An 18,985-nucleotide genomic window follows, 5' to 3' on the forward strand; every position below is an offset into this window, starting at 1 on the left:
ATCTCTTCCGGACTGCCCCCATACGCCTGGGCCCCGCCGTCGTCCGGCGGGGCCCAGGCTGGGCGGGATGTCCGGCGTGGCGCCTCCGTGGGGCGCTCACGCGGCGGGCAGCACAGCCCCGTCCCCGGCCGCCGCGGCGGGCAGTACCGCGCCGGCCCGGTCGGCGGGCACCCCGCCGTCCTCCCCGGCCGTCGCCGGGTGTCCGGTGCCGTCCCGGGCGGGCAGTTCGGCGAGTACGGAATCGTCCTCGACCCGGGCGCCCGGCAGCCGGTGCCGGGCCGCGATCAGCGCGGCGTCGACATCGCGGGTGCCGGTGGACACGCACAGGGTGTAGGCGACATCGTCCATCCGCTGCCGGACCTCGGGGCTCCCGTTCGCCGCGTCCAGCAGGCGCAGCGTCTCGTACTGCTCGATCAGATCACGCAGTACCGCAGGGTGAGCCAGCAACATCAGGGCCTCCTCGTTCGCCACCGTCCGTGAACAACTGCGCTCCGTGTACCCGACGGCCCCACCCGTATGCCCCCACATTTCCTTCTGCCGCTCATCCGCCGCACGGGGCTCCCGCACACCGGCCGGTACGGGCCCGCCGGACACCACCGGGGGCGCGCGGTTTCACCCGGCGAACTCGGGCTGCACCAGCCCCCGTCCGGCGTCCGGCACCACCAGCAGCGAGCCGCCGAGCGGCGCTTCGCCCGGCCCGCCGCGCGCCGTGGTGACGTACAGGTCGGTGAGCCCGGCACCGCCGAACGCGCAGGCCGTGGGGCGGGCGACCGGCATCGGGAGCACCCGCTCCAGCACCCCGTCGGGCGTGTAGTGCCGTACCTGCGCGCCCCCGAACATGGCCACCCACACACCGCCCTCGGCGTCCACGGCCAGCCCGTCCGGATAGCCCGCCGTCCCTGCCGGCTCCTCGATCTCCACGAAGGGGCGGCGGCCGGTCACCAGGCCCTCGTCCGTGACGTCGAAGACATCCACCCGCCGGGTCGGGGTGTCGATGTAGTACATCCGCCGGCCGTCCGGGCTCCATCCCGTGCCGTTGCTCACCGTGACGTCCGACAAAACACGCGTCGCGCTGCCGTCCGGCGCGATCCGGGTGAGCGTGCCGCGCCCCGGCGACTCGTCGTACGCCATGGTGCCCGCCCACAGCGACCCGTCGGGCGCCACGGCGGCGTCATTGCCGCGCCGCCCCGCCACGGGCTCGCGGCACAGCCACGTGAACGCGCCGTCCGCGTCGTACGCGCCGACGCCGTCCCGCAGGTTGACGATCAGTCCGCCTGCCGCACGGGGCTTGGCCGCGCCGACGTGCTGTTCGGTGGCCAGCACGGTGCGGCGGCCGGTGGCCGGGTCGAGGGTGTGGACGCGGGCGGAGAGGATGTCCACCCAGATCAGCCGCCCGGCGCGGGCATCCCACGTGGGCCCCTCGCCGAGCCGGGCGGGTGCGGCGACGGCGACCTCCCAGGCCCTGGTCACGGCTGCCCCCGGTGGCCGAGCCGCGCGGACAGCTCGTCGGCGCCCTTGCGGGCCAGTCCGGCCAGTTCGGCGCACCGCTCCTCGCTCCACCGGATCATCGGCACCGAGACGCTGAGCGCCGCCACGACCCGCCCGGACCGGTCCCGTACGGGCGCGGCCACGCAGCTCACGTCCGGGTTGGACTCCTGCTGCTCCACCGCCACGCCCCGGTCCCGGATCAGCGCGAGCTGGGTGTGCAGCTCCGCGGGCGAGGTGACGCTGTGCTCCGTCATGGCCGTCAGCTCGCCGTCCGCCGGGATGCGTTCGGCCAGCGCGGTCTCCGGGAGCGAGGCCAGCAGCATCTTGCCGACGGCGGTGCAGTGCGCGGGCAGCCGCCGCCCCGCCGCGGACACCATCCGTACCGCGTGGGTGCTGTCCACCTTGGCGACGTAGATGACATCGGCCCCTTCGAGGAGCGCGAGGTGCACGGTCTCGCCGCAGGTCTCGGCGACCTCGCGGGCCACCCGCTGCCCCTCGGCCGCCAGGTCAAGCTGTTCGGCGTACCGGCTGCCGAGCTGGTAGGCGCGCACGCCGAGCCGGAAGCGCCCCGGCTGCTCGGGCACGTACGCCAGGTAGTTGCGCGCGACGAGCGTGCTGACCAGCTCGTGCACGCTGGTGCGCGGCAGGCCGAGCCTGCGGGTGATGTCGGGGGCGGACAGCGTGCCGTCCCCGTCGAGGAAGAGCTCCAGTATGTCCAGCGCCCGCGTCACCGCGGGTACGAGCCGCCCCATGCGCTGCCGCTCCTCATCCGTCACCGGACCGGCCGACCGGGCCGGTCGTTCGGGATACCGGCCAACCGCCGGTATCACGGACGCACCCTAGTGCGCGCCCCCACCCTCGGCAACGGAATCGCCGGTCCGCGGCAGGTGTGTCCGATACTGGCCCCGGCCGGCCGTTTCCGCAGCCCGTGCGGGGGCCGCTGGACGGGGCGCCGACACCTGAGGGGGGATCAGGACATGGACGTGGCGGAGAGCACGGACGGTACGGACGGAACGGGCGGTCAGGCCCCGGAGCGGCGGGGGCTGCGCTGGGACCTGGAGGAGTTCCGGCGGCTGGTCGCGGGCATCGAGGCGGGAACGAGCCTGGAAGAACTCGGGGCCGGGCACCAGCGGGGCGTGTCCGGAATGCGCTGGGCCGTACGGCAGCTGGTCCCTCCCGAGGAGGCTTCCGACGGGGAAGCGGCCGCCGCGTGGCTGGCCCGGCGGCTCGCCGACGGCCCGTACGACTGGCAGGCCCGGCTGGAGGAGTCCCGGCGGGCGCGGGCGGCGGGGAAGAAGGGCAGGGCGACGGCCGTACGGACGCGCCCGGAAGCCTGTGAACCGGCCGCGGTCGTGGCGGTCTGGCAGGAGGTGACCGGGCACCGGCTGACGCCCGGACGCCGCGCCGAATTCCTGAACCGTACGGCGGTCCGGGCCCTCACCGCCCATCCGGAGGAAACGTTGCGGCCGGTGGCCCGGCGGCTCTGGCAGACGTACGGACAGCTCCTCCTCGACGCCTGGCTGCTGGACACCGTGTGTCCGGGCTACGCGACCGCCGACCTGTCGTGGGAAGCGGTCGCCGACGGCGTACCGGACACGGCCACCGTGCTGCGCGACCTTGCCGCCGCGGCCGTCGACGAGCTGCGCGACGCCCGCGCCCACGCGGTCCTCTGCCGTCGGCTCGGGCTCGACGGGCACGAACCGCGGAGCCAGCCGGTCATAGCGCAGGAGTTCACGCTGTCACGGCAGCGCATCAGCCAGCTCCAGGCCCGCGGCATCATCCGGATCCGCACCGGCCGCGAACCGGCCACCCGGGCCCTGCGCGATGTCGTGGCCGCCCTCCTGAACGAGGACCGGCCGGGCCGGCCGCACACCGCCGAACGGCTCCTGACCGTCGCCGGGACGGCGTTCCCCGGCGCACCGCTCAACCCCGCGGGCCTGATACCGGCCGGGCTCGCCGGCAAGAACGACGCCGAGGCCAGACAGCTGCTCAAGGAGGCGGCCGGGGTGCTCGCCGAGCGCCGCAAGGAGGAGCGGCGCCTCCAACGGCTGGCCGACCGCGCGGAGCGCGCCTCCACCCGCTGGGCCGCCCTCGCCGCGGCGACCCACTGGTTCGGCGCACCGGGCGCCGCCCCGGACCCGGCGGAACTGACCGCGCTGCGCGAGGTCAACCCACGGGAGCACTCCGGCACCTGGTACAGCTCCAGGCTCGGGCGCGAGGTGCAGTACGAGTCGCAGACCGAACTCCAGGTCATCCACCTCCTCGACCACGCCGGCCAGATAGCCCACTACCAGGAGCAGCCGCTCGCCATCGGCTACCGGCACGCGGGCCGGGCCCGCTCGTACTACCCCGACTTCCTCGCGGTCACCACCGAAGGGCACGCCGTACTGATCGAGGCCAAACCGCAGTGCGACATCCCGCTCGCCGTCAACCTGGCCAAGTACCGGGCGGCGGCCGAACTCTGCGCGCGCAACGGCTGGGGCCTGCTGATCACCGACGGCACCCGCACCCTCCGGGACCTCGAACGCCACCCGGTCGCCCCGGAACTGGAGCAAGGACTCCGGGCCGCCCTGGCGACCAGGGAGCTGACCTGGCCCGACGTACGCGACATCACCCGCGGCACCCCGTTCACCTCGCTCGATCTGGCGGCACTGGTCCTGCGCAACGGCTGGCAGTGGGAACTGGGGCCGTACCGGCTGCGGGCGGGGCGAGAGGGTGAGCGGTGGATCGGCGCGCCCGCGCAGCCGCCCGTCAGGTGAGTTCCAGTACCGCCTTCCCGTGCAGGCGCCGCTCCAGCAGAGCGGCGACGGCGTCGGCCGCCTCGTCCCAGCCGCCGCGCCAGGAGATCTGCGGGTCGAGCTCGCCGTCCGCCACCTGGCTCGCGAGCCAGCTGAGGTCGGGCGCCAGCTCCGGGCATTCCAGCAGGTGGAAGGCGGCCAGCGAACGGCCGTGCCGGCCCTCGTCGCCGTAGAGCACACCGACGGGGAAGTGCTCGGGCACGTTCGCGGAGTGGCCGACGGCGATGAGGGTGCCGCCTCCGGCCAGCATGGTGAACGCGTCCACGAGCTGCGGCCCGCCGACCATGTCCAGCACGCCGTGCACGAGCCCGGAGAGCTGGGAGGGGGCGGACAGCACCTGGTGCGCGCCCAGTTCGCGCAGGCCCGGGCCCTGGGTCTCGGGCGAGCCCGTCGTCGCGATGACCTCGGCGCCGCCGCGCCGGGCGAGCTGGACGGCGTACCGGCCGACGCCGCCCGTGGCACCGGTGATCAGGACGCGCCGGCCCAGGATCGGGCCGAGCGCGTGCAGGGCCCGCAGCGCGCTGGTGGCCGCGACCGGGATGGTGCTGATGGCGCCGAGATCGGCTCCGTGCGGCACCTCTCCGAGCAAGCCGGTGTCCACGGCCCGCAGTTCGGCCCAGCCGCCGTCGGGGCCGAGCGTGACCACGGGCGTGCCGGCAGCGGGGCCCGAGCCGTCGGCCGCCGCCCGCTCCACGATCCCGGCCGCGTCCCAGCCCGGCACCGTGCCGTCGGCCGCGCGCTCGACCCCGAACTTGACCTCCCCGTAGTTCAGCGAGGTCGCCGTCACCCTGACCAGCGCCTGGTGCGGAGCCGGCTCGGGATCCGGGGCCTCGCCGAGGCGCAGTCCGGAGGGGGACGAGTGGTCGATGAGCAGCGCGCGCATGGTCGTTCGCCTTTCGGTGATCGGCAACGTACGGCCCCAGAGTGCCGGTGACCGGCATTTGCCGTCAACCCGCAAATGCCGTGCGCCTGCACACGGTTGGTACGATGGCCGCCATGGCGGGAACGGACAAGGCGACGGCGGCCGGGGCGACCACGAATCTGCGCGAGCGCAAGAAGCAGCGCACCCGGCAGCGGCTGATCGACACCGCGCTCGAACTGTTCACGGAGCGCGGCTTCGACAAGACGACCCTCGACGACCTCTGCGACGCCGTCGAGATCTCCCAGCGCACCTTCTTCCGCAACTTCGCCGGCAAGGAGGATGTCGCCCTGGCCCCCACCCACGACCTGTGGCTGGCCTGCCTCGACGAGCTGGAGACCCGTCCCCTGGCCCCGCAGGGCACCCCCTTGCTGGGGCTCATCCAAGCCGCGCTGCTGGACGCTCTGGAGCGGGTGGCGGACGACAGGTGGACACACCGCGTCGCGCTCAGCCGCCAGTTGGCCGAGAAGACGCCCTCCATGGACGTGCGCGGACGGCAGTTCTGCGACCGCACCAGCCGCTCCATCCTCGACGTCCTGCACCGCCGGCTGGAGCTGCCGTCCTCCACGGACCCCCGCGCCCTGCGCGCACGGCTCGCGCTCGACATGGCGGTCGCGGCCTTCCACCAGGCCCTCAGCGACTGGTCGGCCCGCCAGGGACAGCAGGGGCCACCCAGCCACCGGCAGCTCGCCGCCGACCTGCGGAGCGCGTTCGCGGCCCTGCCCGAAGCGCTTGCCCTCGACGCCCGGCCGGTGGCCGACTCGTAGGCGCGGAGCCGCGCCCGCTGGAAGCAGCCGTTGTCGGGCACCGCCTCGTACCCGCGTTCACGGAGCTTGCCGACCACTTTGCCGCCGATGAGGCCGGTGCATCCGATGACCACGATCTTCACGTCGCGTACTCCTTGGACTGACCGCGGCCCGCATGGCTCGCCGAAGAGAGGCCCCATGGTGCTCCGCGCCCCGACATGCCCGGTGAGCACCGATCAGAGCACATCCCCATGGATACGGCTGCCCGTTCGGTGATCCGTCTAGCCCGGCGGAGGCTCACGGTCAGCGGTCTTGCGCGAGACGTTCCGGCGAGCCCGCCACCCTTGCCACCGCACCCATAGCTCGTACGCCCTCCTGAAAACCGACAAAGCGACCGCCAACAGCACGGCGGAGAAGAACCGGATCACCGAACCCCCTGCGATTTCGCACCGTCACACCACACCACTTCAGCTTTCCCGGCCGGTGCGGAAATCCCGTCCCCTCACCCGCCATCGGAGGCAGGCGGAAGAAAGCCGCGTATCGGATCGGGACGGAATTCGCGGCAACCGCCCATCGGCCGGTCCGTGCGCGGCCCGGAAACGAAAGCCCGGTCGCAAGCATCGGGCACACGATCCGAATATCTGTCTTCTCGTGCTGTTGGGTAGCCCGTTAGAGGGACGGCATGCTTGCCGTGCGCGGAGGTTGTGGTCAGGATGCGCTGACGTCGGCCAAGCAGCCCAGAGGGGCATCGGCGTACGGCGGGCTCTTCCTTGCGCCCGGCGGGTGCGTTCGTGCCGCCCTCGCATTCATCCGCAGTGAGAGGCATATGACAGTCAACTCCCCTGATGTGTCCACCCCCGATCGGGGCATTGCGGTGATCGGAGCGGCGTGCCGTCTGCCGGGTGGCATCACCGGCCTCGGCGAGCTCTGGACGACACTGTCGGACGGCGCGGACCGGGTGACGGAAATTCCGGAGAACCGGTTCGAGGTGGACCGGTTCGTCGATTCCAGCATGCCGCGGCCGGGGAAAAGTTATACGCGTGCGGGTGGTTTTCTGGGGGATGTCAGCGGTTTCGACGCCGCTTACTTCGGAATTTCGCCCAAGGAAGCGGCGCAGATGGACCCGCAGCACCGTCTGCTGCTGGAGCTGGCCGTCGAGGCGTGTGACGACGCCGGGGTGGCGCCCGCCGCGCTGGCGGGTTCCGACACCGCCGTGTACGTGGGGATCTCGGACCAGTCCTACGGCGCGCTGCAGATGACGATGCCGGAGAGCGTCAACGCGTACACCATGTCCGGGTCCGCGTCGTCCATCGCCGCCAACCGGCTGTCGCACTTCTTCGACCTGCACGGACCGAGCCTGATCGTCGACACCGCGTGCTCGTCGTCACTGGTCGCCCTGGCCGAGGCGTGCCGGGCGCTGCGGGACGGCACCAGCCGCGCCGCCCTCGTCGGCGGCGTCAACCTGCTGATCAGTCCGTACCACTTCGTGGGCTTCTCGCAGGCGGCGATGCTCTCGCCCAGCGGGCGCTGCCGTTCCTTCTCGGCGGACGCCGACGGCTATGTCCGGGCCGAGGGCGGGGGCATGGTCCTGCTCAAGAGGCTTCCCGACGCGCAGGCCGACGGGGACCGGATCGACGCGGTGATCGTCGATTGCGCCGCCAACAGCGACGGACGCACGCCCGGTCTGGCGCTGCCCCGTATGGCGGCCCAGCGCGACCTGCTGGAGGACGTCTACGCCCGCGCCGGGGTGCATGCGGACGACATCGCGTACATCGAGGCGCACGGCACCGGCACTCCCGTGGGAGACCCCATCGAAGCCGAGGCCATCGGGCGGGCGCTGGGCGTCCACCGCACCGTCGGCGCGCTGCCGATCGGCTCGGTCAAGTCCAACCTGGGGCACTTGGAGCCCGCTTCGGGAATCGCCGGTCTGCTCAAGGCCCTTCTGGTGCTGCGGCACGACGTCATTCCCCCGTCGCTGCACGCCGCGGCCCTCAACCCGCACATCGACTTCGACCGGCTGCGGCTCCGTCTGGTCGATGACGCCTGCCCGGCGGGCCTCACGGAGCGCTCGGTGATCGGCGTCAACTCCTTCGGGTTCGGCGGCGCCAACGCCCACGCCGTCCTGGCCCCCGCCCCGGCCACCGGCCGGGTACGCGCCGTACCGCCTGCTGCGGCGGCTCTTCCCGTGGTGGTCTCGGCCCGGTCCAGGAACGCGCTCGACGAGGCGCTGCTCCGGACGGTGCAGCAGCTGGCGGCAGCCGACGCGCGGGAGTTCTACGACCTCGCGTGGACATCGAGCAGCCGGCGCGGCCTGCACCCGCTGCGCGCGGTGGTGCTCGCCTCGTCCCCGGGCGAGGCGGCGGCCGGGCTGTCGCAGCTCGTGGAGAAGCCGGCGGCCGAACCGGCCGTCGAAGAGCCGCCCGCGGTGGACGAGCCGCCCGCCGCCACGGAGCCGCCCGCGATCGACGAACCGCCCGCCGTCGAAGAACCGTTCACGGAGGCCGCCTCTCCCCCGGCCCCGGAACCGCCGCAGGCACAGCGGGCCGAGGCGGTCCGCGACGGACGTCCGGTCTTCGTCTACTGCGGCAACGGCGCCCAGTGGGCGGGCATGGGCGCGGATCTGCTGCACAAGGACACCACCTTCCGTTCCGCGTTCACCGCCGTGGACGCGGCACTGCTGCCGGTACTGGGCTGGTCCGTACTGAGCGAACTCGAACTGCCCACGGACCAGTGGCGCCTGGCGCGGACCGAGGTGGCGCAGCCCCTGCTGTTCGCGGTGCAGATCGCTGTGACGGCGATGCTGCGCCACCAGGGCATCGAGCCCGCCGCCGTACTCGGGCACAGCGTCGGTGAGATCGCCGCGGCGCACGTGGCCGGGGCCCTGTCGCTGCCCGAGGCCGCGTGCGTCATCGCCGTCCGCGGACGCGCCCAGGCCGCCACGGCGGGGCAGGGCCGCATGGCGGCCCTCACCCTGTCCGCCGCGCAGGCCGAGGAGCTGCTGGACGGCCGGCCGCAGGTGGAGATCGCCTGCGTGAACACCGCCCGCGACGTGACGGTGTCCGGCCCGGCCGCCGATGTGGAAGCACTGGTCGAGCACTGCGCCGACCACGATGTGGCCGCTGTCCTGCTCGACTTGGACCATGCCTTCCACAGCCGCGCCATGGACCCCGTCCGCGAGCGCGTACTCGCCGGCCTGGCAGATCTGCGGCCGCGGGAGACCGCCATCCCGATGATCTCCGCCGTGACCGGGCAGCGGATGGCGGACGGTGAACCCGACGCCGCGTACTGGTGGCGCAACGTGCGCGACACCGTACGGTTCGAGCCCGCGGTGGCGGGTCTGCTGGCCGAGGGGTACGACGTGTTCGTCGATGTCGGGCCGCATCCGATCGTACGTCCGTACCTGCGGCGTACGGCGGCTGCTTCGCCCGGCCCGGTGGCCGTCGTCCCCACGCTCCTCCGCGACGGCGACGGCGTACGGCAGATGCAGGCCGCCGCCACCCGTCTGATCGCCGCCGGGGCCCGTGCCGACCGGAGCGCGCACTTCCCCGTCCCCGGCGGGGTCGCCCGCCTGCCCGCCTACCCCTGGCAGCGCGAGCGGCACTGGCACGGCGAGCGCTGCGCCTGGACCGGCGGCCTCGGCGAGTACGATCACCCGCTGCTGGGCGTACGCACGGCCCATTCCGAACCGACCTGGTACGGGACCGTCGAGCCCGCCCTGGTCCCGTGGCTGGCCGACCACCGCGTCGCGGGCGCGGTGCTCCTGCCCGCCACCGGATTCGTGGAACTGGCGCTGGCCGCCGGACGGCGGGTGCTGGACGCGGCCTGCGAGGTCGAGAACCTGGAGCTGTCCCGGCCGATCGTGATCCCCTGGGACGATCCGAGCCAGGTGCGCCTGGAGCTGACGTGGTCCGCCGAGGACGGTGTGGTGAGCATCGCCGCCGGTGAGGGGCGGGCGGGGCGCGCACGTCAGCATGCCCGCGGACGGGTCCGGCAGCTGCTGCGCCGCCCCTGCGCCGATCTGGACGTCCCGGCCCTGCGGGCCCGGTGCCCCGAGCGCATCGATGCCGCCCGGCACCGGGCCGCCATGGCCGCCGCGGCCCTCGACTACGGCCCCTCCTTCCAGGTCGTACGGGAACTGCTGGTGGGAGACGGCGAAGTCCTCGCCCGCTACCGCCTGAACGCCGACGCGGAGGGCTACGAGGTGCACCCGGCCCTGTTCGACGGAGCGCTGCAAGCGGGACTGCCCCTGGTGCAGCAGGTGCTGGACGAGGAGCGGGACGCGTACCTGCCCGTCGGGTTCGGTGCCGTCCGCGTATGGCGCACCCCTCCGGCCGACGGGCTGGTGCACCTGCGCCAACGCAGCCGCACCCCCACCGAACTCTGCTGGGACATCCTGGTCGCCGGTCCGGACGGCACGGTGCACGCGCAGCTCGAAGGCTGCCGGCTGCGCCGCTTCGACGGCATGCGCTCCGCCCCGCTGAGCCATCACCGTATGGTGATGCGCGCCGCCCCGCACGAGGACCACGGCGTCGCGCCCAGCCCGCTGCCGCCCACCCCGGACCTGCTGGCGCACGCGGAGCGGCGGATCGCCGCCCTGCTCGCCCACGACCCGAAGGCCGCGGCGGCGCGGCGCGGCCTGAAGCACGCCTCGGCCCATGGAGCCGCCGATCTCCACACCGAACTGCTGCCCGACCCGAGCAGCCCGTTCACCCTCGACGACCTGGTCGCCGCGGGCATGCTGGACCGCCACCGCAAGCTGGCCCGGCTGCTCATCGGCCTCCAGGAGCGGGCGGGTCTCGTGGAACGCCTGGACGGCGAACGGTTCCGGCTGACCGCCCCGGGGTCCAGGACCGCTCAGATCCTGCGTCCGCTGATCGCCGGCAACACGGCGGGCCCGGCCCTGACGCTGCTCTACAGCTTGTGCCTGCGGCACAGCACGACGCTGCTGCGCGGTGAGAGCGAGCTGCTGGAGAAGATCGTGGCCGACGGCGCGGCCACCGCCATCGAGCAGTTCTACGACATTGAGTTCCCCTGCCGCCGCTACAACCGGCTCATGCAGACCGTGGTCGCCCAGCTGGCCGGCCGGTGGCCGGCGGACCGTCCGCTGCGCGTGCTGGAGATCGGCGCCGGCACGGGGGGCGCCGCGGCGGCCCTGCTGCCCATGCTGCCGCCCGACCGTACGCGCTATGTCTTCACCGACGTCTCACCGCTGTTCCTGCCCCCCGCGCAGAAGCGATTCGCGCAGTACGACTTCGTCGACTACCGCACCTTCGACCTCAACCAGGACGGCGGCGGCCAAGGCTTCACCGACCACGGCTTCGACCTGGTCATCGCGGCCAACGCCCTGCACACCGCCACCGAGGTGGCTCCGGCGCTCCGGCGCGTGCGGCGCCTGCTGGGTCCGGGAGGGCGGCTGATCTCGCTGGAGACGCACGACCTCGAACTGCTGGCCCCGCTGTTCGGCACGCTGGAAGGCTTCTGGAACTTCACCGATCACGAGCTGCGCGGTGACTCCGTACTGCTGCCCGCCGACGCTTGGCTGCGGCTGCTGCCCGCCTGCGGCTTCACCGACGCGACGGCGGTCGGCGCCGCCGGTGAGGTCCCGGACGAGGGCTTCTCCGTCTTCATGGCCACTGCCGACCCGGCCACGCCGCCGGCCGCGCCGCCCGCCCTGCCCGCGCCCGACACCGGTCAGGCCTGGGTCGTGATCGGCGAGGACGACGGCCCGGACTCCCTGTCCGCGGCGGTGGCCGACGCGCTCGGTGCCGCCGGGGCCGACCCGGTCCACCGGCAGGCTGCCGCCGACGTGGGCAGCACCGGGCTCCCCCCGCACGCGTCCAGGCTGACCGCCGTGGTGGTGCTGGCAGGTCCCGACACCTCGACCGCAGCAGACACCCGGGCCGCATGGGCGGCACAGCACGCGGTCAGGCGCGCGAGCCTGCTGCGCTCCGTCGCCGAAGCGCTGGACACGCTGCCCGTCGAAACGGAGCGGACGCTGTGGCTCGTGACCCGGCCCAGCGGCGCCCTGCCCGCCCCTGAAGCGCCCTCGCACCCGGTGGACGCCGCCGCCTGGGGCGTGGCACGCACCGTGGGAAACGAATATCCGGACCTGGCCGTCAAGCGGCTGTCCCTGCACCGCACCGGGGACACCGCCGCCGACGGGCAACGGGTCGCCCGCGAACTGCTCACCGCCACCGACGAGGACGAGCTGGTCCTGACCGCGTCCGGCCGTTTCGTTCCGCGTCTGACCGAACTGCCGTCCCCCACCGGCTGCCGGCCGGGGAGCGACCTTCCCGGTTACACCCTGGAGGTACGCCGTCCGGGGCTCTCCTACGAACTCGCCTGGCAGGAGAGCACGCCACCGCCGGCAGGCACGGGGCAGGTGGCCATCGCCGTACACGCGGCGGCCCTCAACTACCGGGACATCATGCAGGTGGTCGGTCTGCTGCCCGCCGAGGCGGAGGAGATCACCGGCGGGCAGGCCGGGCTGGGCCTGGAGTGTGCGGGCGTGGTCACCGCGGTCGGTGCCGGGGTCACGTCGCTGCGCCCGGGTGACCGGGTCCTGGCGATCGCTCCCAACTCCCTGGGCACCCATGCCGTCACGTCCGAGCACGCGGTGGGCCGCATCCCGGACGGCATGCCGTTCCCGGACGCCGTCACCACCCCGGTGGCCTTCCTCACCGTCCACTACAGCCTCGGCCGGCTGGCCCGCCTGGCCGCGGGAGAGACCGTTCTGGTACACGGCGGCGCCGGCGGTGTGGGGCTGGCCGCCGTACAGTTCGCGCAGCGCCGCGGAGCCCGCGTGATCGCCACCGCCGGGTCCGAAGCCAAGCGCGACCTGCTGCGCCGGCTGGGCGTCGAACACGTCCTGGACTCCCGCACGCCGGCCTTTGCCGACGGCATCCACCACCTGACCGACGGGCGGGGCGTGGACGTCGTCCTGAACTCGCTCGCCGGTGAGGCCGCCGTCCGCAGTCTCGAACTGCTCGCCCAGGGAGGGCGCTTCGTCGAACTCGGCAAGCGCGACATCTACGAGAACCGTCCCCTGCTGCTGCGCCCGTTCCGCAAGAACATCGCCTTCTACGGAGTGGACCTGATCGGTCTCCTCCAGGATCCCCAGCTGGCCGTGGAACAGTTCGCGGAGGTCGCCGAGCTCGTCCGGAGCGGCGCCTACCGCCCGTTGCTGCACAGCGACTACCCGGCCGCCCGCGTCACCGAGGCCTTCCGGCTGCTCCAGCACTCCCGGCACGTCGGCAAGGTCGTCGTCACCTTCGATCCCCAGGACGAGGCCGCCCGCGTCGAACCGCGCACGCGCCGCCCGGCCCTCCAGGCCGGGGCCACCTACCTGATCACCGGCGGCCTGACCGGCCTGGGGGCACTGACCGCCCGCCATCTGGCCCGGTGCGGGGCAGGCCGCCTGGCACTGGTCGGACGGCGGGGCGGCGACACACCCGAGGCCGAAGCCCTGCTCGACGACCTCACGTCCCAGGGCGTACGGGTGTCGGTCCACCGCGCGGACGTCAGCGACTCCGAGGCCATGCGGCAGGTCGTGGTCCAGGCCGACGCAGCAGGGTGCCCCCTGCGCGGCGTCGTCCACTCGGCCATGCACCTGGGTGACGGATCGCTGGTGGAGCTGACCGACGAACAGTTCGCCGCCGTCCTGGCCCCCAAGGTGACCGGAGCGGAGGTACTGCACCGCCTCACCGAGCACCTGGACCTGGACTTCTTCCTGCTGTACTCGTCGGCCACCGCCACTCTGGGCAATGTCCGCCAAGCGAACTACGTGGCCGGCAACCTCTACATGGAAGCCCTCGCCCGCCGGCGCCGGGCCATGGGCCTGCCCGCGACGGCACTGGCCTGGGGCGCCCTGGGGGAGACCGGCTACGTCGCCCGGAGCGCCCTCACCGACGCCATGAGCCGCATGGGCATCGAACCGGTCAGCCCCCGCCAGGCCCTGCGCGCCGTCGACGCGGCCCTGACCTCCGGTTCCGACGACCTCGGGGTCGGCTGCTACAACTGGATCCCCCTGTCCCGTCTCCTGCCCACGCTGGCGGCCCCCCGCCTCGCCGGGCTCCTGCCCGTCCCCGTCGAGGGCGGCGGCCGGACCAGGGACGAGCTGGTACGCGAACTGGCGCGCATGACGCCGGAAGAAGCGCGCGGCCTCATCGCCGACACCATCGCCGCGCTGTTCGCCGAGGTCCTGCACATGTCACCGGAGCAGATCGACCACCACCGGCGGCTGGACGAGTACGGCATGGACTCCCTGATGGGCACCGAACTGCTCGTCACCGTCCGGCAGCGCTTCGATCTCGACCTGCCGCCCATGGAACTGCTCAGGTCCGAGGGCACCATCGCCGACATCGCCCGCATCGTGTACATCCGGCTGGGCCTGTCCCGCCCGTCCGAGGCCCCGCCGGCCCCCGTTCCCGCACCCCGGCCTGCCGATCCGGAAACCTCGTCGGAGGGCGGTGACGCCGCGTCGGCCGTCAGCGGCCGGTGAGGGCCCGGATCTCGCCGGCGATCAGCCCGGGGTCCTCCTCCGCCATGAAGTGGCCGCAGGAGACCGTACGGTGCCGCAGGTCTTCGGCCCAGGCGCTCCACAGGCCCCGGGCGTGGTAGCCGAGGGCCGCGCCCCAGTCCTGCTGGAGGACGGTGACCGGCATGGCCAGCCGGTTGCCCGCCTCCCGGTCGGCGGTGTCGTGGTCCACGTCCACGCCGGCGGAGGCGCGGTAGTCGGCGACGATGGAGGGCACGGCCGCCGCGGACGCGGCCAGGTAGTGCTCGCGTACGTCCGCGGGGATCGCGTCCGGGGTGTGGGTCCAGGCGTCGAGGAAGTGGGCGAAGAAGGCGTCGGCGGACGCCTCGATCATCCGCTCCGGCAGGCCCGGCGCCTGGGCCATCAGGTAGAGGTGGAAGCCGACCGCGCCGGTCACGCCGCGCAGGGCGTCCCACATGTCCAGGGTCGGCAGGATGTCGAGGAAGAGCGCATGGGACACGGCGTCCGGGTGGTCCATCGCGGCGCGGAAGGCGACCAGGGCGCCGCGGTCGTGACCGGCCAGCGTGAAGCGGTCGTGCCCCAGCCCGGCGGCGAGGCGGACGATGTCCCGGGCCATGGTCCGCTTGGCGTAGACCTCCGGGCCGCTCGCGGCGGGCTTGTCGCTGGCCCCGTAGCCGCGCAGGTCGGGGCAGATGACGGTGTGGTCGTCGGCGAGGCCGGACGCGACATGCCGCCACATCAGGTGGGTCTGCGGGAATCCGTGCAGCAGCACAACCGGGCTGCCGGTGCCGCCGACGGCGGCGTTCAGCGTGACGCCGTCGCCGACCGGCACGCGGTGCTCGGTGAATCCGGGGATGCTCGGGTGTGTCACAGCGACTCCTGTGGCTCGTGGCAGAGTGGACGTCCCGGGCCCCGCGGCCCGGGTCGTCCGGATACGTCAGCCAGACTGCGGGCTCCGGATCAGCGATCGATGAGTGACCGCGCGGCACCCCCGGGGGACGGCGCCGCCCGCGAAGGGACCGTGCCGTGGGCGTGGAGTTCGGACTGCTGGGACCGGTCGCCGCCTGGGGCCCCGACGGCGCTCCCCGCCCGCTCGGCGCTCCTCGCCACCGGGAGGTGCTCGGCCGGCTGCTGATCGCCCGCAACCGGGTGGTCCCGGTCGGCCGGCTCGTGGACGATCTGTGGCCGGACGAACCCCCGGCCGGGGCGGTCGGCGCGGTCCGCACCTTCGTCGCGGCGCTGCGCCGCGCCCTGGAGCCCGGGCGCCCGCCCCGGCAGCCGTCGCGGCTGCTGGTCACCGACGGCCCCGGCTACGTCCTGCGCGCCGGGCGCGATGTGGTGGACGCCTGGCGGTTCGAGGACACGGCCGCGCGGGCCGCCGAGGCGCCGCCGCACGCGGCGGTCGCCCTCTGGGACGAGGCGCTCGCCCGCTGGCGCGGGCCGGTGCTGGCCGACTTCCCCGCCGCCGCGTGGGCCGCCGCCGAACAGGCCCGGCTGGAGGCGCTCCGCCTCGACGCGGTCGAGCGCCGCGCCGACGCCCAGCTGGCCACCGGCGCCGCCCGGGCCGCCGTCGCCGATCTGCGGGCCCACGTCGCCGCGCACCCGGGGCGGGAGGACGGCTGGGCGCTGCTGGCGACCGCACTGGACCGGTCCGGCCGGCGCGGCGAGGCCCTGGAGACGCTGCGGCACGCCCGTAAGGCCCTCATCAGCGCGTACGGATCGGGCACCGGCACCGGAGCCGCCCTGGACCGCGCCGAGGCACGCATCCGCAGCGGTACGGCCGGCTCCGCGGCCGAGCCGGCCGGAGTGGCGGACGGCGTCTGGGACCGGGCGGCCGCCGCGTGGGACCGCTCGGTGCCCGCCCGGTCCCGGGCCCGGCTGCACGCCACCGCCGGGCTGCTGCGGGACCTCGCGGTGACCGGTGCCGACGGCCTGGAGGAGGCGCGCGAGCACCGGCGGGAACTGGTCGCGGCGGCCGAGACGACCGGGGACGCCGAGCTGGCCGCCGGGATCATCGGCTCGTACGACGTCCCGGCGGTCTGGACCCGCGCCGACGATCCCGGGAACGCCGGCGAACTCGTCCGGGCCGCCGCCCGCGCCGCCGCCCGGCTCGGCCCCGACGGCCCGCCCGCGCTGCGGGCCCGGCTGCTGTCGGTCGTCGCCGTCGAGTCACGCGGCGACGCCGCCGCCGACGCGCCGCTCCCCCGGGCGGCCGACGCCCCCGCCGCCGAACCATGGCGGCTGCGTGCCGAGCGGTCCGCGGAGGAGGCCGTTCGCATCGCTCGGCGCCTCGCGGACCCCGCGCTGCTCGCGTTCGCCCTCAACGGCGCCTTCATGCAGTCCTTCGCCACCTGCGGATCGGCCGCCCGCCGCGACGCCCTCGGCGCCGAACTGACCCGGCTGGCTATCGGCCACCACCTGCCCGGCCACGAGGTCCTGGCACGCATCGTCCGCCTCCAGGCCCTCGCCGGACTCGGCGACCTCGCGGCGGCGGACGCGGAGGCCGAGGAGATCGACCGGCTGGCACACCGCAACGAACGGCCGCTCGCCGCGGTGTTCACCTCCTGGTACCGGGCGCTGCGCACCTGCGAGACCGACGGGTGGCCGGCGGCCCGCCCCGCATACGCGAAGGTCCTCGCGGAGACCGCGAACTGCGGCATGCCCGGACTGGTCCGGGGAGCGGCCGTCCTGGTCGCGCTCGTCCCGGTCATGCGGGGCGACGCCCTGCCCCGCCCCGACGACTTCGCCGGCCTGGACGCGGGCCCGTACCGGCCGTGGCTCGACCCCCTGCTGCTGGCCGCCTCCGGCGCCACCGAGCGGGCCCGGCACGCACTCGCCACGGTTCCCCGGCCGCCCCACGACCTCCTCCAGGAGGCGCTCTGGTGCGTACTGGCCCGTACGGCCGCGGCAGTGGGACACGAGCCGGTCCTGCGCCGGGCCCGCAACGAACTCGCCGATGCTGATGGCGAGTTGGCCGGAGCAGGCAGCGGCCTGGTCTCCTTCGGACCGGTCGCACGCCAGCTGCGGGCCATCGACGCGGCCCTCGGCCAGGGCGCACCGTGCGCTACGGAGCCGGCTGACGGCGGTACGTAGCAGCGGTGGTCATCGGCCCGTGTACAGCAGCCGGTTGCGGGAGTCCTGGCCCGCGTCCTTCACGTGGTCGGCGGTGGAGGCCGCGATGAGCGCCTTGTCGAGTTCGACCGGCGTCGCCCCGGGGTGGCCGGCGAGGTACATCGCGGCGGCACCGGTGGTCTCGGCGGTGGCGGCCGAGGTGCCGGTGAGCTTCACGTAGGAGCTGTTGCCGCGGTTGCCGGCGGTGGTGATGTCGCTGCCGGGCGCGAACAGGTGGACGCAGTAACCGTAGTTGGACCACGCGGGGCGCTTGTCCTCGCGGTCGGTGGCGGCGACGGTGATGGCGGTGGTCTGCCGGGCGGGGGTGGTCTCGCAGGACTCGACACCCCGGCCCGACGCGTCCCCGTTCCCGGCCGCGGCGGTGTAGGCGATGCCCTTGTGGGTCATCTGGTAGAGCTGCAGGTCGAGTACCGAGCCGGGCTCACCGGAGAAGCCCATGTTGACGACGGAGGGGCCGTCGGCGTGGGCGGTGATCCAGTCGACCGCGGACATGATGTGCTCCAGGGTTCCGGTGCCGTCGCAGCCGAAGGCGCGTACCGACTGCACGGTCGCCCCCTTGGCGATGCCGCTCCAGAGCCCCGCGGCGATGGCCGCCGAGGCGGTCCCGTGACCGTTGCAGTCGGTGTCGCCGCCGGGGCTCTGCCGGATGGCGTCGTACGCGCCGTGCGCCCGGCCGCCCAGGAACTCCTGATGGCCCACCCGGACGCCGGTGTCGACGATGTAGGTGGTCACGCCGGCCCCGGTGCCCGAGAAGCCGTAGCGGCCGTCCAGCGGAAGATCGCGCTGGTCCACGCGGTCCAGCCCCCACGGCGGATTCAGCTGGACACCACCGGCGGGCCGGTGCGCGGCGGGCACCCGGGCGGGCCGCTGCTGCCCGGACAGGTGTCCGGCGACCCGGTAGGTCCGGTCGCCGGTGATCGAGTCGACGCGGGTGTCGGAGTAGTAGGTGTCCACCTGCTCGCCGGTCAGCGTCACCGAGAACGCCTGGGAGGCGGCGAAGTACACCCTGCGCAACTCGCCGCCGTGGGCGGCGATCAGCTCATGGGCCCGCTCGGTGACCGCTTCCTCGGTCGCCTTGGTGCCGTTCACCTCGATGATGTACACGGCCGGGGCGGAGGAGACGAAGGAGACGAAGGAGACCCGGTTGCCCGGCACGGCCGACGACGCCGGGCCGGCGGACAGCGCGGGAACGGCCACGGCGATCGCCGCGGCGGCCGCCGCGGCGGCCCAGGGCTTCCTTCTGAGGGCCGCCATCATGGAGACCTCCTTCACGGGGGATTTCTGCATGGGGGATTTCCGCATGGGGGTGGGCCTTTCGCCTTGCGTGGAGAGAGCGCCCGGGGCGTCGGCAGGAGAGGCGACGCCTCCCGGGTCAGGGCGGTGCCGCCGCGCACCGGGGTGGCGG

Annotated in this window: 10 protein-coding genes; 4 read left to right on the top strand and 6 right to left on the bottom strand. The window is 74.1% G+C overall.

Going from position 1 to position 18,985, the window contains the following annotated elements; all coding sequences use genetic code 11:
• Nucleotides 1-96: 96 nt before the first annotated feature.
• The 3 genes from IH45_RS1000000151005 to IH45_RS0114475 form a co-directional block, all read right to left on the bottom strand.
• Nucleotides 97-450, bottom strand: coding sequence for a DUF5133 domain-containing protein (locus IH45_RS1000000151005; RefSeq protein ID WP_078897566.1), 354 nt, complete (start codon nt 448-450; stop codon nt 97-99).
• 162 nt (nt 451-612) lie between these two features.
• On the bottom strand, nt 613-1,470 hold the full coding sequence (locus IH45_RS0114470; protein WP_030666930.1) for an SMP-30/gluconolactonase/LRE family protein: 858 nt from the start codon (nt 1,468-1,470) through the stop codon (nt 613-615).
• Entirely contained in the window at nt 1,467-2,240 is a 774-nt protein-coding gene (locus IH45_RS0114475; protein ID WP_030666932.1) for an IclR family transcriptional regulator, read from the bottom strand. The genes IH45_RS0114470 and IH45_RS0114475 overlap by 4 nt, the downstream gene beginning before the upstream one ends.
• Before the next feature lie 231 nt (nt 2,241-2,471).
• Here IH45_RS0114475 and IH45_RS0114480 point away from each other — a divergent pair, with 231 nt between their 5' ends.
• Nucleotides 2,472-4,247, top strand: coding sequence for a TnsA endonuclease N-terminal domain-containing protein (locus IH45_RS0114480; RefSeq protein WP_158813087.1), 1,776 nt, complete (start codon nt 2,472-2,474; stop codon nt 4,245-4,247).
• Here IH45_RS0114480 and IH45_RS0114485 read toward each other — a convergent pair.
• Nucleotides 4,240-5,169 carry a zinc-binding dehydrogenase gene (locus tag IH45_RS0114485; protein WP_030666936.1) on the bottom strand — a complete coding sequence of 310 codons (930 nt, stop codon included), beginning with the start codon at nt 5,167-5,169 and terminating at the stop codon, nt 4,240-4,242. The genes IH45_RS0114480 and IH45_RS0114485 overlap by 8 nt on opposite strands.
• 113 nt (nt 5,170-5,282) lie before the next feature.
• Here IH45_RS0114485 and IH45_RS0114490 point away from each other — a divergent pair, with 113 nt between their 5' ends.
• On the top strand, nt 5,283-5,972 hold the full coding sequence (locus IH45_RS0114490) for a TetR family transcriptional regulator (RefSeq protein WP_030666938.1): 690 nt from the start codon (nt 5,283-5,285) through the stop codon (nt 5,970-5,972).
• A gap of 805 nt (nt 5,973-6,777) precedes the next feature.
• Nucleotides 6,778-14,451, top strand: a complete 7,674-nt coding sequence (locus IH45_RS0114495; protein ID WP_050514841.1) for a type I polyketide synthase — start codon at nt 6,778-6,780, stop codon at nt 14,449-14,451.
• On the opposite strand, the gene IH45_RS0114500 is transcribed toward IH45_RS0114495, so the two are convergent.
• Nucleotides 14,438-15,319 (bottom strand): alpha/beta hydrolase, encoded by an 882-nt coding sequence (locus IH45_RS0114500; protein ID WP_030666943.1) that lies wholly within the window; start codon nt 15,317-15,319, stop codon nt 14,438-14,440. The genes IH45_RS0114495 and IH45_RS0114500 overlap by 14 nt on opposite strands.
• 155 nt (nt 15,320-15,474) lie before the next feature.
• Here IH45_RS0114500 and IH45_RS0114505 point away from each other — a divergent pair, with 155 nt between their 5' ends.
• A complete protein-coding gene (locus IH45_RS0114505; RefSeq protein ID WP_032917456.1) occupies nt 15,475-17,541 on the top strand; it encodes an AfsR/SARP family transcriptional regulator in 2,067 nt (688 codons plus the stop codon).
• Between the two features lie 9 nt (nt 17,542-17,550).
• Here IH45_RS0114505 and IH45_RS01000000143640 read toward each other — a convergent pair whose 3' ends face one another.
• Complete coding sequence (locus IH45_RS01000000143640; protein ID WP_050514842.1) at nt 17,551-18,867, bottom strand: S8 family peptidase; 1,317 nt, start codon at nt 18,865-18,867, stop codon at nt 17,551-17,553.
• Nucleotides 18,868-18,985 lie beyond the last annotated feature (118 nt).

Source organism: Streptomyces rimosus subsp. rimosus (assembly GCF_000720725.1).
In the GTDB taxonomy this organism is placed as follows: Bacteria; Actinomycetota; Actinomycetes; order Streptomycetales; family Streptomycetaceae; genus Streptomyces; species Streptomyces rimosus_A.

What these genes read in the sequence shown, in the direction of transcription:
- IH45_RS0114490 (WP_030666938.1), top strand. Translation starts at nt 5,283, where the DNA reads ATGGCGGGAACGGACAAGGCGACGGCGGCCGGGGCGACCACGAATCTG.
- IH45_RS01000000143640 (WP_050514842.1), bottom strand. Translation starts at nt 18,867, where the DNA reads ATGCAGAAATCCCCCGTGAAGGAGGTCTCCATGATGGCGGCCCTCAGA.
- IH45_RS0114475 (WP_030666932.1), bottom strand. Translation starts at nt 2,240, where the DNA reads ATGGGGCGGCTCGTACCCGCGGTGACGCGGGCGCTGGACATACTGGAG.
- IH45_RS0114485 (WP_030666936.1), bottom strand. Translation starts at nt 5,169, where the DNA reads ATGCGCGCGCTGCTCATCGACCACTCGTCCCCCTCCGGACTGCGCCTC.
- IH45_RS0114495 (WP_050514841.1), top strand. Translation starts at nt 6,778, where the DNA reads ATGACAGTCAACTCCCCTGATGTGTCCACCCCCGATCGGGGCATTGCG.
- IH45_RS1000000151005 (WP_078897566.1), bottom strand. Translation starts at nt 450, where the DNA reads ATGTTGCTGGCTCACCCTGCGGTACTGCGTGATCTGATCGAGCAGTAC.